The organism is Bacillus cereus G9842 (assembly GCF_000021305.1).
GTDB lineage: Bacteria > Bacillota > Bacilli > Bacillales > Bacillaceae_G > Bacillus_A > Bacillus_A thuringiensis_S.
The window spans coordinates 1,156,239-1,173,979 of record NC_011772.1; the positions used below are offsets into that span (position 1 = coordinate 1,156,239).

Sequence of the window (17,741 nt, forward strand, 5' to 3'; positions counted from 1 at the left end):
GCTTTTTATATGAAGAATAGGAAAGCTTTCTTAGTTAGGAGGTAAGAGATGAAAAATACGTTAAAGCTGATTTTCTTTATCCTGCTATTGTTCGCATTATTTGTTTCGTTACGTATGTTTATTGATGTAGCATTTTATTCAGATGTGATTGGGATAAAAGATGTTTCGATTTTAGGTATTATTAGTATTTTATTTACAGTATCTGCGTTTTTAATTGGTTGCGTTATTTTCTTAGAAAATCGCCATCCATCTAAAACACTTACATGGTTAATTGTGTTAGGGATTTTTCCGGTATTTGGCTTCTTTGCTTATTTATTATTTGGACAAAATTTTCGGAGAAAAAGAATGTTTCAAAAGAAGGCGTTACTTGATGAACAGGCGTTTTTACAATATAAAGGGCATGAAGATTACGAAGAAAGAATTTTACGCAATCATAAGCATCAAGAGCTGTTATTTCGTTTAGCGGATCGCCTAGGCGCTTTAAATATTTCATTTCAAACTGAAACGAGGACATTAACAAATGGAGATGAAACGTTTCAGGCCATTTTAGATGGATTAAAACGAGCAAAACATCACATTCATATGGAATATTACATTGTGCGTGATGATAAATTAGGAACAGAAATTAAAGATATTTTAATACAAAAATCAAAAGAAGGCGTTGTTGTTCGTTTTTTATATGATGCGGTTGGAAGTTTTAAGTTATCAAAATCGTATATTGAAGAATTAAACGATGCAGGTGTTGAAATGATTCCGTTTTTTCCTGTGCGCTTTCCGATTTTAAACGATAAGATTAATTATCGAAATCATAGGAAAATTGTTGTGATTGATGGGAACGAAGGGTTTGTAGGCGGATTAAATATCGGTGATGAGTATTTAGGGAAAAGTAAATATTTTGGCTTTTGGCGAGACACGCATTTGTATTTACGTGGTGAAGCGGTTCAAAGTTTACAGCTTATTTTCCTTCAAGATTGGTTTTATATGACTGGAGAGGCTGTGCTAGCTCCTGAATATTTACAAGCAAAAGCAGTTGAGGGTGATCATTGGGGAGGCGTGCAGCTCGTTGCAGGCGGCCCTGATAATAAGTGGGAAACGATTAAGCATTTATATTTCGCAATGATCGCTTCTGCTCGGAAATCTATTTGGATTGCAACGCCGTATTTCATTCCGGATGATGATATTTTATCCGCATTAAAGGTAGCTGCGCTTGCTGGTATTGATGTTCGTTTGTTAATGCCGAGTAAGCCTGATAAGCGTACTGTCTTTTACGCATCGAGATCGTACTTCCCAGAGCTTTTAGATGCAGGGGTAAAGATATATGAGTATGAAAAAGGTTTTCTCCATAGTAAAGTTGTCATTGTCGATTCTGATTTAGCTTCAATTGGGACAGCTAATATGGATATGAGAAGTTTTCATTTGAATTTTGAAGTAAATGCCTTTTTATATGATACAGATAGCATTAAAAGACTTGTTCAAGACTTTAAAGATGATTTAGAAGAATCAAGTGAAATTCATGTCGATCATTTTCATAAAAGGCGTCTTCATAGACGAATTGTTGAATCAACGTACCGGTTATTATCCCCTTTATTATAAAAAGAGATGTCCGAAATTGGGACATCTCTTTTTTTAAAGGAATTTGTAATAAATTGTAGAATGTAAAGAGCTGAAAGGATGTGATTACGATATTTATAGCTAAAAGAGAAAACGGAGAAAAAATTCATTTACTCTACAATTGTAATGAAGAGCTTTTGCGCCGTATGCGTCAACAGGAACGATTCTTTTGTGTAGCTTGTGGAAAGGAAGTACAAATGAAATTAGGGAAACAAAAAAGTTGGCATTTTGCTCATAAAAAAGTGGATTCATGTCTTGCCTTTTATGAAGCGGAATCTATGTATCATAGGCACGGTAAAGAATTGTTATATAGATGGTTCGAACGTCAAAACTTTCATGTAGATATAGAGCATTATCTGCCCCAGATTCAGCAACGACCAGATATTTTTATAGAGAGAGCAGGGAGAAAAATTGCGATTGAATACCAATGCGCAAATCTTTCTATAGAGCAGCTGTACAAACGAACCTATTCGTATTGGCGAGCGGGTATACAGGTCATTTGGATCATTGGTGGAAATCAATTGAAAAAGCAATCTGCATATTGGATGAAATTTTCCTCACTTATGGCTTTCTCCTTACAATCTTATCCTCAACCATTTCTTATTTTCTTCTGTTCCAAACAAAAAGCATTTATGAAATGCGCGTTTCTCACTTCTTTTTCTACAAGCGTCTCTTTCTCACATACTATATATTTACCAACTGAAACTACTACTTTTGAACTACTCTTTTCCCCTGTTCCTTTCCAAAAAGAAATATTAGACCGAGAATGGAAGCAACGAAAGGACTATTTTCGAAAAAATGCTTTGCCTATTTGGAATTATAATTATAAGTCACTATTACGCCTCTTATATCAATTTAAATGTACCCCAGCGAGCTTTCCTTCTGAAATTGGTGTTCCACTTCCTTCTGGATTTGCTTTTCAAACAAACCCATTTATATGGCAAGCTTTTCTATATATGAAGTGTATAGGGGAGCTTGCAGTAGGAGAGTGTATTACTCTTCAATATGTGTGTAGTTATGTAAAAAAGTATACGAAAAGGCGTATGCTCCCGTACTTTTCAAAGCATATATGGAAAGTAGCAGTTACTGAATATATGACATTCTTATGTTATACAGGTGTATTACGTAAAGTGGAGACTTATAAGTACCGGAAAATAAGGGGGATCGTTATGTTAAAAACAGAGGAGGAGGTTATGAAATATGATGAAACTTGTTTAGCGTATGCCTTATCTTTATTTGAGGCAAAGTACAACATGAGAGAAGGAAAAGGGGATATAATAAAGACTGATTGTGAAGGAATTACATAAGAAAAAAACGAATTGTACTTAAGTAGAGATAATTAAAGGAGGGCTTAAAGAATGTCTGAACAAAACAAAGCGAAAACATTACCAGATCGCAATGAGATTGAAGAAGCAAGTACGTGGCGATTAGAAGATATTTTCCAAACAGATGCAGAATGGGAAAAAGAATTCCAAGCTATTAAAGAGCTATTACCGAAGTTAACTGAATTTAAAGGGAAACTTGGTGACTCTGCGGACAATTTGCTTGAGGCATTGCAATATGAAGACGAAATTTCAATGCGATTAGGTAAGCTATATACATATGCTCATATGCGTTACGATCAAGATACAACAAACTCTGTATATCAAGCATTAAATGATCGCGCAACAAATTTATATTCACAAGTATCTAGTAGCACAGCGTATATTGTACCTGAAATTTTGTCGGTTTCAGAAGATACACTGCAAACATTCTTGAAGGAAAATAGAGATTTAAGTGTATATGAACATGCATTAGAAGAAATTACACGTCAACGCCCGCACGTATTATCAGAAGCTGAGGAGGCTTTATTAGCGGAAGCATCTGAAGTAATGAGTTCATCAAGCAATACATTTGGTATGTTGAATAACGCGGATTTAAAATTCCCATCTATTAAAGGTGAAGACGGAGAAGAAATAGAAATTACACATGGTCGTTACATTCAGTTTTTAGAAAGTGATGATGGCCGTGTTCGCGAAGATGCATTTAAAGCTGTATATGAAACGTACGGGAAATTTAAAAATACATTCGCAAGTACGTTAAGCGGAGCAGTAAAACGTAATAATTTCAATGCGCGTGTTCGTAAATATGATTCTGCTCGCCAAGCTGCACTAAGCAATAATAATATTCCGGAAGCAGTATATGATCAACTTGTTGAAACGGTAAATGACAACTTACATTTATTACACCGTTACATCGATATTCGTAAGCGTGCATTAGGACTTGATGAGCTTCACATGTATGATTTATATACACCACTTGTACCAGAAGTGAAAATGAATGTGAAATACGAAGAAGCGCAAGACCTTTTATTAAAATCTTTAAACGTACTTGGTGATGAATATGTTGATATTTTGAAAGAAGCATATGAAAATCGCTGGGTAGATGTGTATGAGAATAAAGGAAAACGAAGCGGGGCATATTCATCTGGTGCATATGGAACAAATCCGTATATTTTAATGAACTGGCATGATAATGTAAATAATTTATTTACACTTGCTCATGAATTTGGTCATTCGGTGCATAGTTACTATACAAGAAAAACACAACCGCACGTATATGGTGATTATTCCATCTTCGTAGCAGAAGTGGCATCAACTTGTAATGAAGCGCTTCTAAATGATTATTTATTAAAAACGACAGAAGATAAGAAAGAGCGTCTATATTTATTAAATCATTATTTAGAAGGGTTCCGTGGTACTGTATTCCGTCAAACGATGTTTGCAGAGTTTGAACATATTATTCATAAGAAAGTACAAGAAGGACATGCTGTTACGCCAGACATGCTAACGGAAATCTACTACGATTTAAATAAGAAATATTTCGGTGACGCTTTAGTAATCGACGAAGAGATTGGTTTAGAATGGTCTCGTATTCCGCACTTCTACTACAACTATTACGTATATCAATACGCAACAGGATTTAGTGCAGCGACAGCTCTATCTAAACAGATTTTAGAAGAAGGACAACCAGCAGTAGAACGTTATATTAACGAATTCTTAAAAGCAGGAAGCTCTGATTATCCAATTGAAGTGCTGAAAAAAGCAGGAGTAGATATGGCATCTCCTGAACCAGTAAAAGAGGCACTACAAGTATTTGAAGAGAAATTAAATGAATTAGAAGCATTATTATTTGAAGAAAAGTAATGAAAAAAGACGAGAGATTGTATCCTCGTCTTTTTTGTTGAATAAATTCAATGTCGATATTTGTCGAAAAAATAAGGTGAATTTCTTTGTTTTTCTAACTGAAAGGATAGTTTTACAGCTGATTTTTGAAATTAAAACCCTTTGAATCTTTTTTTATGATTGAAATAAGAGAGAGTGATAACGATGATTCCAAATAAAAGAGGTAAGGCAATAATTTTAGGAAAAGCTTGTAGTAGAGAGAGGATGTACAAGAAAAAAGAAACGATGACAGCTAGAAAGAGAAGAGCAATATAAGATTTTTTCATAAATAACCCCCCTAAATGACCTTTTTTATAGCTTATTCAAAAATGAAAACGTTTAGAATGTGACAAAAGTGTGAATTTCGACAAAAGGGGTTGTCATCTGGCGTCGAATCTTGTAATATAATAAGCGTGAACGAATTCACATACAAACATATACCCCTTTGTTTGAACGTGAAAATTTCTCCCATCCCCTTTAATATTTTTATAAGCCGTAAAGAAAAAGACCTGGTGTTTACACCAGGTCTTTTTCTTTTGCTATCCATTTCCAATAACGTTCGCATTTTACTTCAATCATTTGTACTTTTCGTTTCAGTTGTAATTTTTTAAGTTCGCGCTCAATTTCTTGCTGCGGACAGTCATAAATAAATGCTACTTCTTTTGAAGATATAAATTGTGTTGCTTCTAGTAATGCTTCTAAAGGTGGTAATGGTTCTGGCTCAATTTCACATTTTACAAGTTCTTTCAATAATTGTACGTATACATCGTAGGAATAATTTCCAGCGATTTTAATACCTTCTTCATCTGAGTTCGCATGAAAAAAGACGAGGGAGGGTATTTCTGTAATATGCATTTCATTCGTGAATTTCAAGTCACATTGGAAAGCTTTTTTTGCACTAGCAGAATGTAGATCTTTTTTAAATTCTTCTACATCAATATTGCTATCTTTCGCACATGCAAGTAATAGTTCGCAGTCAGGGGTTGATACATTTTCAAGGAAAATGTATTCTTGGAGTTTTCGCAAAAACTTCGAACCTGCTTTTCGGCCCTGTAACTCCGCTGCCTTAATCGCCATCGAAACTAAATATGGTGTTGACGATGCTTCTTGCATATGTACCTTTCCATCACATGAAAAACCTTGTAAACTTGTTGTCTTTTCCCACACAAATCGAATATTAGCAGGTTTATTCCATTTGTGTGAGGAAGCGTTCGTTCCATCCACTTTTCCTGTTACGATATGACGAATAGAGAAGTATTTCCCGTATTCAAGCCATAGTTTAATAATAAAAGGCTCAATTTCCCAGCAATCTTTACAAAGTGGATCAATAAATAAATATGCTTCTACAGACTTATGCTCGCATGCGGAAGGAGATGGCATATTTATATGCTTTGCTTCCTGCTTATCCATTACACTTCACCTGTTTCGTTTGGAGTATTAACCATATGCTGAGCGGTTAATGCTAAACGTTCAAAAACAAACTCTCTTATATGACCATGCACTCCAGTATCATCCATTGCTTGCTCCATACATGATAGCCAAGCCTCTGCTCGTTTTGGAGTAATCTCAAACGGAAGATGGCGTGCTCTTAACATAGGATGACCATGTTCTTCAGTGTACAAATTAGGACCACCTAAATATTGTGTTAAAAATTGCTTCTGCTTCCTAGCGGTTTCTGTTAAATCTTCCGGGAAGATGGGAGATAAGTCAGGGTGTTTACTGACATAGGAATAAAATGTATCTACTAATATTGCAATGCATTGTTCACCGCCAATTGCTTCAAATGGTGTCATCGGTTGCTTGCTCATCCTTTATAAACTCCTTTTTCCATGAAATGTATATCTATTGTAGCAATGGAATGTTCGAGAGGGCAAATAAACAGCCTTCTCAAACATTCTTTGCTTATTCTACGGATGTAAATTTTTTTAGTGAGGTATATCCACTAGCGAAACATATTCACTAGTGGAATTTTCACTTTAGCGTGCTTTGTTTTGTTTGGCAAGGAAAAAGCGTTTTACTTTGTTATTTGTATGACGAACAGGTATGTTATGTTGCGTTAATAAATGAATAAATGCAGCTTTTCCTGTTTCTTCATCTTGCACTTCAAATTCAATTTCATAATCATCGTGATTGTAATAGAAACTATGATCAAAGACAAGCGTTCCGCCTTTAAATAATGCTTCGGCTCTTTCAGTTGTTAAACTACCCATATAAGTTAAAGTGGAAACAGGAATTTGTAATTTGTGTAGTTGATCCATTACAGCCCCTGGAATGATTACGTTTGTTTCCATCATCATTCTTGCTGCGTCTTCTGTTACGACTTGATGCGTTTCTAACAAGCCGACTTCTGCAGGTTGTTTCAATGTTAATGTATAAATTTCTCCTTTATGACGAATACGAAGTGCAGAGCCGGCTTCTTTTAACGAGAAGCCCGGTGTTTCAAAGTAGTGATTCACCTGTTTCGTAAATGCTTCAATAGAGAATGATTTACATAATGTATCGAATTCTTCTTCTGTAACAATATTTTTAAATTCAATTTCAATTTCTTGTGTCATTGTATGCGCGCTCCTTTTAAAAAATAATTCTTTACACATTATCGCTTTTTCATAAATTTGGTTCAATGTTTTATTTGTTTGCGTCCATGTTATGATACAATAATACTGTTAAGTAAGACAGGAAGTTGAGATGGAGGAGTTAGAGCATGCAAAATAAAATTCAAGTTAAGAGCGTAGAAAAGAGAGAGAATGCGCTTATTTTTTGTGCGGAAAATAATGAAATAGAGGTAAAGGAGTTAAGTGCGCGTAATCACGTACTTGTAGACTCAGACAATTTATCATTTTTATATATTTTAGAAAACGAATCATCTTTCATTTATGTAAGTATTCCGCACACATGCTGGGAAGCAATGCATGAAGCGATGAATAACGATATAGTAATGTTCGTTCGTGTGAATGACGTTGAAATGGAATTAGAAAATTTAAAAGAAGAAGTAGAATATTTAGTTGAAAATATTGAAGGTAATGCAAATTACGGAGAAGAACTAGTAACTGCTGTAGAAAAAGTATTTCTATAAGCAAATGGATTGATTTTGGTGGTGGTTGAAATGAATCGAAATTGGGAAGAATTTTTAGCACCTTACCATCAAGCGGTGGCAGAGCTGAAAGTGAAACTAAAAGGAATGCGTACTCAATTTGCAATGTTGACAGAGCATTCTCCAATTGAGTTTGTAACAGGAAGGGTAAAGTCGGTTGCTAGTATTATTGATAAAGCGGAGAAGAGAAATGTACCGCTAGATCGGCTGAGAGAAGATATGCAAGACATCGCGGGCCTTCGAATGATGTGTCAATTTGTTGATGAGATTAAGCCTGTTGTAGAATATCTTCGAAAACGAAATGACTTTGAAATCGTGGAAGAACGTGATTATGTCACGCAAAAGAAAGATAGCGGCTATCGCTCTTATCACGTTGTCATTAGTTACCCCGTTCAAACGATTCAGGGAGAAAAAAAAGTATTGGTAGAAATCCAAATACGCACGTTAGCAATGAACTTTTGGGCAACAATTGAGCATTCTTTAAATTATAAATATAGTGGACGTTTTCCTGAAGATATTAAAATACGCTTGCAACGTGCAGCGGAAGCGGCGTTTTTATTAGATGAAGAAATGTCTTCTATTCGTCTTGAGATTCAAGAAGCGCAGAAGGCTTTTTCAAGAAAGCAAGAAACGAAAGATTCCGAATCATAAACTAAAGGGTGTTGGGCGATGAAATTTACAATTATGTCAAAGGGAGATCAATCATCAGATACACTGGCAAGCACGATGAAAGAGTACTTGTTAGATTTTGGATTTACAATGGATGAAAAGGAACCCGATATTGTAATTTCTGTTGGGGGAGATGGAACGCTTTTATATGCGTTTCATCGTTATTATAATCGATTGGATGAAACAGCATTTGTTGGTGTACATACAGGACATTTAGGTTTCTATGCAGATTGGTTACCGACAGAAGTAGAGAAATTAGTAATTGCGATTGCGAAAACACCATTCCAAGTGGTGGAATATCCGCTTTTAGAAGTGATTATTCGCTATGTGAATGGAAGTAAAGAGTCACAGTATTTGGCGATGAATGAGGCGACTGTAAAAAGTGCAGAAGGTACATTAGTAACAGAAGTAGAAATACGCGGAGAATATTTTGAAACATTCCGCGGGGACGGCCTTTGTATTTCTACTCCTTCAGGAAGTACGGCATATAATAAAGCGCTTGGCGGAGCAATTATTCACCCTTCTATTGAAGCGATTCAAATTGCAGAAATGGCGTCCATTAACAATCGTGTGTTTCGTACTGTGGGATCGCCACTCGTATTGCCGAAGCACCATACATGTGTGTTAAAGCCAGCTGCAGGAATGAACTTACAAATTACAGTGGATCATTTAACGATGGTTCATCAAGATGTGAAATCAATCCAGTATCGCGTCGCAAACGAGAAAGTACGATTTGTTCGTTTCCGCCCGTTCCCGTTCTGGAAACGAGTTCGTGACTCGTTTGTTGCAGATAAATAGAAAGGGTTATAAATTTGAACAGATTTACATTGAAATGGGATATAGGACTGGCTGAAGAGAGTACTTTAGTTAGGGAATTTTTGAAAACGAAAGGTATTTCTAAAGCCGCTTTAACGGATATAAAGTTTCACGGCGGGGCAATTGAAGTAAATGGTCAACATGCGAGTGTTCGTCATCAGTTGCGCGCTAGTGAAGAATTACGCATCTTTTTTCCAGTGGAGGAAAGAAGTGAAGGGATGATTGCAGAAGATATCCCTTTATGCATTGTATATGAAGATGATGCGGTTCTTATCATTAATAAAGAGGCGAACATGTCAACGATTCCATCTAGGGAACATCCGACAGGGAGTGTTGCCAATGCGCTTTTATCTCATTATGATAAGCAGCATCTTGCAAGTACAGTACACATTGTAACACGGTTAGATCGTGATACTTCAGGGCTTATGCTTATTGCAAAAAATCGTTTCGTGCATCATCTTTTATCGAAGCAGCATCAACAAAAAGCTGTGAAACGAACGTATGAAGCAATTGTTCACGGTGAGATGGTAGAACGAGAAGGAATGATTGATGCACCAATTGGTCGGAAATCTGATAGCATTATTGAGCGAACGGTTTGTGAGGATGGACAAAGGGCAGTTACTCATTTTAAAGTAATTGATAGTACATATCATAAGACACATGTAGCGCTGGAGCTTGAGACAGGAAGAACGCATCAAATTCGTGTGCATATGGCTCATATAGGACATCCATTACTTGGTGATAACTTATATGGAGGAAGAAGGGATGAAATGAAACGGCAAGCACTTCATAGTAAATCTTTGACGTTTTATCATCCTATTTTAGAGAAAGAAATGTCTTTCACTATAAAGATTCCAAGCGATATGCAAGAGTTACTTAGGAATGCTTAAAAAGGGAACAAAATTCTTATGTTATAAAGAATTTTGTTCCCTTTTTTCTTAGCGGAATAATATTAAAATTTGGTTTTCACGCGTACGCTTTATAACGAAAAATCCACTTTCGGCTTTTGTAGCAATGCCATTGTCATTTGGACGACAATATCCATGCGTTTCGCAAGTGCCGTCATCACGTACTAACATTTGCCCAATTAATCCGACAGGAAGCCACTCGGCGCGATCTTTTCTTGCTACATATTTGCAAGCTGGATCCCATTCTGTATTTAAAAGAGGTTGTATTTCTTCTGATTCCGTCCATACATATTGGCGTTTTCCAAAGTTGTCTGTTTTATAGCGTTTTTGCCAACTTAAAGCCCCGCTATTTCCTATAAGTGCAGGGGTTGCACTAGATATTCCTAAAATGAACGAATCGTGTGAAGTAGCTATCCGAATTTTTTCTTCGCTACTAAATGTAACGAAATAACCGACATCAATAGGTTTATGACCTTCTGTTTCAAACATTTGTGCAAAATCCGTTCCGCTTGCATTGTAAGACGCGCCCTCAATATACATTTCTCCATTATGGGCAAGCCATTTAGCACCGATATTATGGTCGGTGTCGTTTGCACCATTTGCAATAAACCAGGAATAAGCTTCTTCTGCAGTGCCGAAGCGCCCCATAATATGGCTACCTGCAAAATGAGCTGTTGATGTATGATGACCTTCCGCATGAGAAGAGAAGCCGTTAGCGATAGTTGCGGTTCCTTCTGCGTGTGCTGCTTCGCCTAAAGCAGTCGTCTGTTTACCCTCCGCATGAGAATAAGCACCGCCTGCTGTCGTTTCACTTCCCTCACTATGCGAACTATGTCCAGTTGCTTTTGAGTTGGATCCTTCTGCATGAGAGAAAGAACCTTTTGCGTGTGTTAATAAGCCTTCCGCATGTGCTGCCATGCCCTCCGCATGAGAGTGAAGCCCCTCCGCATATGCATATCGGCCGCCCCTTTTAACTTTTGTATTTTCAGGTGTAGGTGTCTCAATTATGAGTGGTTTTTCAGTTTGTATATCATTCGATGAAGCTAATGCTTCTTTTATTTTTTTTACTTTGTTTATAATAGCAGCTGGAATTTCTGGTTCCACTTTTTTATTTATTGCTACAGAATTATTTTCTTCCGCCGTTTCTTCTGTTTGGTTAGAACGTAGTACCTGTTCATCTTGATTTGAGAGCTGTTTATTTTTTTGTTGCATCTTTATTTTTCTGCGATCGATTATGTGGTTCATCACAGCATTTTCTAAAGAGACATATGTTGGTTTTACTTTGCTTTTTTTTGATGACTCTTGTTCTTCTAGTTCTTCTATGGCTGCAGCCCGAATGCTACACCAGTTGTTAATTCCGTACATGGGCAGATATAAAGGGGGAAATTTTCTTTTTTGTTTAGAAGATTTTTTCTTCATTCTGTCACCTCCTGCGACATTATATGTAAAGTAATTAAAAAAAGATGCACTTTATTGCATCTTTTTTTAATTACTTTACCTAGTTTTATATGAGATCTGCCTAAATAATACGGTAATCTCTCGCTAAGTAAGGTAGTTATGAAATTGGACGGAACTTCTCAGCGACAAAAGGTAAAGAAGAAGGGACAGAGATAGTCTCCATTTCAGGATAACGTAATCCGGTTAATTTGCCACCAAATACAGCACCAGTATCAATATTGACTGTCTGATTGACGAATCGAGGTTCTTTTACTGGTGTATGTCCATATACAATCCAAGCTTGCCCCTTGTATTCTTGCGCCCAATCGCGACGGACAGGTGAGCCATCGGCATGCTTTTCTCCTGTAATATCACCATATAATACAAAGGTTTGTACTTTTTTATCTCGTCTTCCTATGTAATCTTGCCGAATCCCAGCGTGACATACGATTACTTTTTTTTCATCTAGTATGTGGTAGAGTGGTGATTGTTCATAAAGAGTGATAAACTTTTCTTTTATAATGTTTTGCTTATGAGAAGGAAGTGCCTCATATTCAGCGACAGTTGTTTCAAGTCCGTGAGCGATTGTTACATTACGTCCAAGGAAAAATCGATATAGTTTATTACAGTGATTTCCAGGAGCGTAATAAGCTTCTTTTTTATGTATGACAAGTTCCCATACAATTTCGATCATACGTAATGAATGAGGACCACGGTCTGTAATATCACCAACGAATGCAAGTTTACGTTGTTCAGGGTGGATCGGTAGACCGCTACTCCAGTTATACCCTAGCTTCTCTGTTAAATTTTGAAACTCTTGGAAGCATCCATGAATATCTCCTATAATGTCATATTTCATATTTAAACCTCCATCGTATTTTTCATTAGTATATCTAAAAAAGGATAGAGATAAAAATATAGCGTTTTTGTGTTGTTCATTTAAACATAAAGCTTTTCGTTCTTGAGCGAATATTTAAAATGAATCCAATCGCAATCATGTATGTAAGCAGTGAACTTCCTCCGTAGCTCATAAGAGGTAATGTTATCCCTGTAATGGGAAGTAATCCGATTGTCATCCCGATATTTTGGAATACTTGGAAAGTAAACATTCCGATTGTACCAGCGCAAATGTAACTACCGAAAGGGTCATTACTTTCTAAAGCGATATGAATCATTCGAAAAATGAGTAAGAAAAAAAGTGAAATAATGACACTTGCACCTAGAAATCCAAATTGTTCAGCGACATTAGTGAAAATAAAATCTGTATGTGGTTCTGGAAAATATACTTGTCCATTTTCCCACCCCTTTCCTTGCATTTCTCCGGATCCAGTCGCTAAGAATGCTTGTCTTAATTGATAGCCTTGCGCATCATATTTGTAAGGTGCCAACCATCCGTAGAAGCGATTTAATTGATATTCTTTTAAAATGTGTGCTTTAAAGAAATCTGTGTGAGTAAAAAATATATATATTAATGTAGATCCAGCCACGAAAGTACCTGAAACTAATCCGAAAATAAAACGCCATCGTATGCCAGAAACTAGTATCATTGCTGCAAGCATCGCTGAAATGACCATTGTGTTTCCTAAATCTGGTTCTTTTGCAATAAGTAGTAGTGGTGGCAAGCTTGTCGCAAATATTTTTCCAAGTAATAAAAAATCGTCACGCATTGTTTGGGAAAAATATTTCTCATTATGATTTGCTATAATTCGTCCAATGACGATAATTAAAAACAATTTCATAATTTCAGAAGGCTGAAAATTTCCGATGCCTGGGAGCCTGTACCAAGCGGTAGCGCCTTTAATTGTAACGGCACCCGGTACTTGAAGTTCTAGTCCAATAAGTAGTACCATTGCAAAGCTATACAAATACCAAGCAATTTTTTGATAACGATCGAAATCGATAATCATAATAACACCAATGGCTATAAATCCAATGAAGTACCATTGGATTTGCTTGAGTACAAAATTGACGTTTTGTAAAAATGGCGGTAAGGAGGCTTGCGCACTTGCAATAGCACAACAACTAACAATCCCAATGGCAAATAAAATAAATAGTAATACGTAGTCTATTTGATATTGAGAATTTGAATCTTTCAATGTAGGTATTCCTTTCTACTGCTCTTTATAGTAATGGATTTTATAGTATGAGAAAGAATGTATGAACTATACGAATGATTCACATATAGTCCATACACTTTTGATTTTGCAGAGTAGTTTAATTGTTTAACTCTTTAATAATTATATCCAAACAATGGGCAAGACGTACATGTGCGTCAGGAAAAATATCTAGTTGATGAAGGTAGTATTTTAAGGAACTTTTACACCATTTGTAAGCACTAAGTAGAGCTGTTCTATAGTCTATAGTATTTTGTAAAAATCCATATTCTTTTGCTGTTATAACGAGGTGTGTGAAATCTTCGCAACCTTGAAGTAGTTTATTGTGTATTTGTTGTCCAGCATGGTAGCGAAATTGACTTAAAGGCTCAGAAATGTATATTGCATTTCCTTTAGAAAGTAAAGAAATCCATGAGGCCATATCAACACTACAAGAATATTGTCGCTCTTTAAGGGTGCCAAAAGGTTCAGTGAGCAAGTTCTTTCGAAACAAAGTAGTTGTAGGTTCGCCGATAATGTTGTGGCCGGCCTTTAGCATCCAGTCGCCTAAAAATATTCCGTTTAATGGTGTATCTTCGCTATATAACTTTTGTGTTGGATGGGCATCGCCGATTAGATTTCCATGATCATCAATACGTACTCGATAAGAAGTAACAAGAGCAAGATCTTTATTGGAATCTTGCTCAAAATAGGCCATCATTTTTTGTATTTTATGCTTATAAAACACGTCATCGTCCATTAAAAAATTTATATACTCACCATTTGATTTTTCTATGAGCATAAGGTCATTGTGAAATTGTCCTAGAGTAGAGATATTTCGAATGTATGTTATATTTTTATAATTTGGTAAGTATTGTTCATGGATTAGAGTTGCTGTTTCATCATTTGTACTATCATCTCCGATGATGATTTCAATATTTGAATAAGTTTGTGCCAATGCACTTTCTAGAGCGATTTTGAAATAATGGGGTCGATTATAAGTGGGAATAAGGATAGAAACGAGGGGTAGATTTTTTTCACTCGCCATACATAACTTCCTTTCAGAAGCTTTTTTTTGTAAGAACAATATCTTGGTAACTTGTATATTCTGGTCTGCCGCACCATAAACCATAATGTGGCTTATTGATTATTTCTAGACCATACTTATTCAATAGATTGCAAATATCTGTCTCAGGATAAGCAACTGCAAAATTGGGAATATCTTTATTTACAACGTAGCAATTTTCAATTCGATGATAAAAACCTAATGTACTTTGTCCTGCATTTAAATAATAGGACGATTCAGGATTTATTAGAAAGAATGTAATGAAACATCTCCCGTCTTTTTTTAATACACGTACAATTTCAGATACGTAATGTTCTAATTCTTTTGGAAGAAGATGTGTAAATACAGAAGTTAAAAAGATAAAATCGAATGTTCCGTCTTCATAGGGAAAACGATATTGAGAGGCATCTTCTTTTCCTTCTGGATTATAGAATTGATTGTATATGTCAACATGTTCAAAGTGAAAATTATTACGCATAGTTGAAATGTTATTTTGACACCAAGTAATTCCATCTTTAAACAAATCAAATCCATAATATGCTCCATCATCATTTAAGTAATTCATTAATGGTACAGCCATTCGGCCGACGCCGCAGCCTACATCTAATACTTTTTCATTTGATTTTAAAGCGCCAATTTGAATAAAATGCTTTAGGAACTCTTTTCCCACCTTTTTGAAGTCGCCACCTACATATTGGACCAGTTCAGGAGGGGGGAGTAAAGTCATTTCTTTGTTAAGTTCGCTCATGAGTATACCCCTTTCTTGTGTGAGAATATGCATTCACTCTATTAATAAAATTTTCAATTTGTAGTGAGAGAACAAAGGAAAACAATTGTTATATGTAAGGAGATTCCACAAAAGAAATACTTAATTGGATTAGAAGTAAGAGAAGAATGAGTGAAAATGGAATCTCCTATAGATTAAATCTTGTTTATTCTTTTCTCCAATAAACGCCAAATACATCAATTTTAGTAATAGGGGCTTTTAAATTTCGTTGCTTTCTAAAGTCTGTCACAGCCTCAGCGCATGGCGGTAGCCCGTAGTCATCGATAATTATATAGCCACCTTTAGAAACTTTATCATATAAGTTCATGAGACCATCCATGGTGGATTCGTACATATCACCATCAAGCCGTGCAATTGCTATTTTTTCAATTGGTGCTGTTGGTAAAGTATCTTTAAACCAACCTTTTAAAAATTTCACTTGATCATTTAGTAAATCATATTTTTTAAAATTCTCTTGTACTTGTTCTAAAGAGACGCGTAAGTAATCGAATGTGTGTAAATAATCACCGTAATCTTTTGGATATTGTTCTAGATTCGGTGCTGGCAAACCTTCAAATGAATCTGCGACCCACACAGTACGATTCGTAATGTTGTTTGCTTGTAAAAAACCATTCATAAAAATGCATGATCCTCCGCGCCATACACCTGTTTCAATAAAATCTCCCTCTATATTTTCACGAACAACGGTTTCCATTGCCTCTTGTAATTGGTTCATACGTTCTCGACCAATCATGCTATGTGCTGCTCTTGGCCAATCCATTCCATCATGACGTTCACTTTTTGAAACATTTGGTTTTACAATTTTTAAGTTATGGTTTTCGGCATATTGCTTAATGAATAAAGGGAGGGGGACTGTAACGGGTTCGAATTCTAGTTCTTTCGAAATATGTAGAGATGCGGGTAAGTATGCCTCATATTCCAACCATATTTCAAATAAAATTGTTTTCTTTAGCAATTCGAGATAAAGCTGAACAGCAGATTTACTTTCCATATTTGTGCCTCCTGCAAAATGTCATACAACAATATGATTATGTAGCTAACGAATGTTTCATGATTGAATTTGAAATTGAAAAAGCAGTAAAACTGATATCAGTTTTACTGCTAAGTAAAAAATTAAGCAACTTTTTCAATAATAATGGATGCACTCGTACCAAGAGCTAATGATAGCCCAAGTCCTGTAACAATTACTTCAACCAATGATGGAGTTGTCGTAATTTGCGTAATTGCTTGAATAACGATAGGTGCTCCAAGTGAGATTAAACTTGATCCAGTACCTGGTACAGGTACTCCATTCACTTGGATTGTAAGACCTCCTAATAAGCTTACTGTTGCAGTATTAGCGATAACAGTAATTTTATAGAATCCAGTTTCACTAATTACGAAAGTGTCAGCATCTAATTGAGAAATTGCTGTACCAAACTGAGATCCAACAGTATTAAATGGTACTGGATCATTAATTCCTAGATCTAAAGAAATCCCACCGGAGTTAAATGCATATAATCCTGCTGGAAGTCCTAATCCGGATGGTCCAGTCGGTCCAGTAGCCCCCGTAGGTCCAGTAGCTCCCGTAGGTCCGGTAGCCCCAGTAGCCCCAGTAGCCCCAGTAGCCCCAGTGTCACCAGTAGGCCCGGTAGGTCCAGTAGCCCCAGTGTCACCAGTAGGCCCCGTAAGTCCAGTAGCCCCAGTGTCACCAGTAGGCCCGGTAGGTCCAGTAGCTCCAGTGTCACCAGTAGGCCCGGTAGGTCCAGTAGCCCCAGTGTCACCAGTAGGCCCCGTAAGTCCAGTAGCCCCAGTGTCACCAGTAGGCCCGGTAGGTCCAGTTATTCCAGTTCCTCCGCCAGTAGGTCCAGTAGGCCCGGTCGGTCCAGTAGGTCCGGTAGGCCCCGTAGGTACAGTAGGCCCGGTAGGTCCGGTAGGTCCAGTAGGCCCGGTAGGCCCAGTTGGAAGGGTAAACGGTGGTATCGGTGGTAATGTTGGTCCTACAAGATTAGGGTCAAATGCACTAGCTGATAAAGATTCATCGGGATTTAATCCATTTGAATAATTATTATTTGACATAA

At 36.5% G+C, this 17,741-nt stretch carries 18 protein-coding genes; 7 read left to right on the plus strand and 11 right to left on the minus strand.

Annotation, left to right across the window (positions count from 1 at the left end; all coding sequences use genetic code 11):
- Positions 1-48 precede the first annotated feature (48 nt).
- The 3 genes from BCG9842_RS05755 (at position 49) to pepF (ending at position 4,796) form a co-directional block, all read left to right on the plus strand.
- Positions 49-1,593: a cardiolipin synthase gene (locus BCG9842_RS05755; RefSeq protein WP_000799189.1), complete on the plus strand. Its 1,545-nt coding sequence runs from the start codon at positions 49-51 to the stop codon at positions 1,591-1,593.
- Positions 1,594-1,673: 80 nt separating this feature from the next.
- The gene (locus BCG9842_RS05760) at positions 1,674-2,918 is read left to right on the plus strand and encodes a competence protein CoiA (protein ID WP_000628323.1); all 1,245 of its coding nucleotides are present in this window, start codon (positions 1,674-1,676) and stop codon (positions 2,916-2,918) included.
- A gap of 51 nt (positions 2,919-2,969) precedes the next feature.
- Entirely contained in the window at positions 2,970-4,796 is a 1,827-nt protein-coding gene (gene pepF, locus BCG9842_RS05765) for an oligoendopeptidase F (RefSeq protein WP_000003356.1), read from the plus strand.
- Between the two features lie 131 nt (positions 4,797-4,927).
- Here pepF and BCG9842_RS31230 read toward each other — a convergent pair whose 3' ends face one another.
- The 4 genes from BCG9842_RS31230 to BCG9842_RS05780 form a co-directional block, all read right to left on the minus strand.
- Complete coding sequence (locus BCG9842_RS31230; RefSeq protein ID WP_000750354.1) at positions 4,928-5,101, minus strand: hypothetical protein; 174 nt, start codon at positions 5,099-5,101, stop codon at positions 4,928-4,930.
- Positions 5,102-5,330: 229 nt separating this feature from the next.
- Positions 5,331-6,224, minus strand: a complete 894-nt coding sequence (locus BCG9842_RS05770; protein WP_000360659.1) for a ClpXP adapter SpxH family protein — start codon at positions 6,222-6,224, stop codon at positions 5,331-5,333.
- Positions 6,224-6,622, minus strand: a complete 399-nt coding sequence (locus tag BCG9842_RS05775) for a globin domain-containing protein (protein WP_000043386.1) — start codon at positions 6,620-6,622, stop codon at positions 6,224-6,226. The genes BCG9842_RS05770 and BCG9842_RS05775 overlap by 1 nt, the downstream gene beginning before the upstream one ends.
- 168 nt (positions 6,623-6,790) lie before the next feature.
- Positions 6,791-7,369 (minus strand): CYTH domain-containing protein, encoded by a 579-nt coding sequence (locus BCG9842_RS05780; protein WP_000191101.1) that lies wholly within the window; start codon positions 7,367-7,369, stop codon positions 6,791-6,793.
- Between the two features lie 146 nt (positions 7,370-7,515).
- Here BCG9842_RS05780 and BCG9842_RS05785 point away from each other — a divergent pair, with 146 nt between their 5' ends.
- Genes BCG9842_RS05785 through BCG9842_RS05800 form a run of 4 tightly spaced genes read left to right on the plus strand, consistent with a single transcriptional unit; the run spans position 7,516 to position 10,280 of the window.
- Positions 7,516-7,887, plus strand: coding sequence for a hypothetical protein (locus BCG9842_RS05785; RefSeq protein ID WP_001179996.1), 372 nt, complete (start codon positions 7,516-7,518; stop codon positions 7,885-7,887).
- Positions 7,888-7,917: 30 nt separating this feature from the next.
- Positions 7,918-8,556 (plus strand): GTP pyrophosphokinase, encoded by a 639-nt coding sequence (locus BCG9842_RS05790; protein WP_001081480.1) that lies wholly within the window; start codon positions 7,918-7,920, stop codon positions 8,554-8,556.
- 18 nt (positions 8,557-8,574) lie between these two features.
- On the plus strand, positions 8,575-9,372 hold the full coding sequence (locus tag BCG9842_RS05795; protein ID WP_000673196.1) for an NAD kinase: 798 nt from the start codon (positions 8,575-8,577) through the stop codon (positions 9,370-9,372).
- Positions 9,373-9,386: 14 nt separating this feature from the next.
- Positions 9,387-10,280 carry an RluA family pseudouridine synthase gene (locus BCG9842_RS05800; protein WP_001079127.1) on the plus strand — a complete coding sequence of 298 codons (894 nt, stop codon included), beginning with the start codon at positions 9,387-9,389 and terminating at the stop codon, positions 10,278-10,280.
- A gap of 48 nt (positions 10,281-10,328) precedes the next feature.
- Here the strand turns inward: BCG9842_RS05800 and BCG9842_RS05805 are convergent, their stop codons facing one another.
- The 7 genes from BCG9842_RS05805 to BCG9842_RS05835 form a co-directional block, all read right to left on the minus strand.
- Complete coding sequence (locus BCG9842_RS05805; protein ID WP_000730507.1) at positions 10,329-11,717, minus strand: peptidase G2 autoproteolytic cleavage domain-containing protein; 1,389 nt, start codon at positions 11,715-11,717, stop codon at positions 10,329-10,331.
- A 136-nt stretch (positions 11,718-11,853) separates the two neighbouring features.
- Entirely contained in the window at positions 11,854-12,594 is a 741-nt protein-coding gene (gene prpE / locus BCG9842_RS05810; RefSeq protein ID WP_000872690.1) for a bis(5'-nucleosyl)-tetraphosphatase PrpE, read from the minus strand.
- A gap of 76 nt (positions 12,595-12,670) precedes the next feature.
- On the minus strand, positions 12,671-13,831 hold the full coding sequence (locus BCG9842_RS05815) for an FtsW/RodA/SpoVE family cell cycle protein (protein WP_000655325.1): 1,161 nt from the start codon (positions 13,829-13,831) through the stop codon (positions 12,671-12,673).
- A gap of 118 nt (positions 13,832-13,949) precedes the next feature.
- Positions 13,950-14,876, minus strand: a complete 927-nt coding sequence (locus tag BCG9842_RS05820) for a glycosyltransferase family 2 protein (protein ID WP_000135606.1) — start codon at positions 14,874-14,876, stop codon at positions 13,950-13,952.
- 13 nt (positions 14,877-14,889) lie between these two features.
- Entirely contained in the window at positions 14,890-15,642 is a 753-nt protein-coding gene (locus tag BCG9842_RS05825) for a class I SAM-dependent methyltransferase (protein ID WP_001292844.1), read from the minus strand.
- Between the two features lie 184 nt (positions 15,643-15,826).
- Entirely contained in the window at positions 15,827-16,672 is an 846-nt protein-coding gene (locus tag BCG9842_RS05830; RefSeq protein ID WP_000444387.1) for a TylF/MycF family methyltransferase, read from the minus strand.
- Between the two features lie 122 nt (positions 16,673-16,794).
- Entirely contained in the window at positions 16,795-17,739 is a 945-nt protein-coding gene (locus tag BCG9842_RS05835) for a BclA C-terminal domain-containing protein (protein WP_000069718.1), read from the minus strand.
- Between the last annotated feature and the right edge of the window lie 2 nt (positions 17,740-17,741).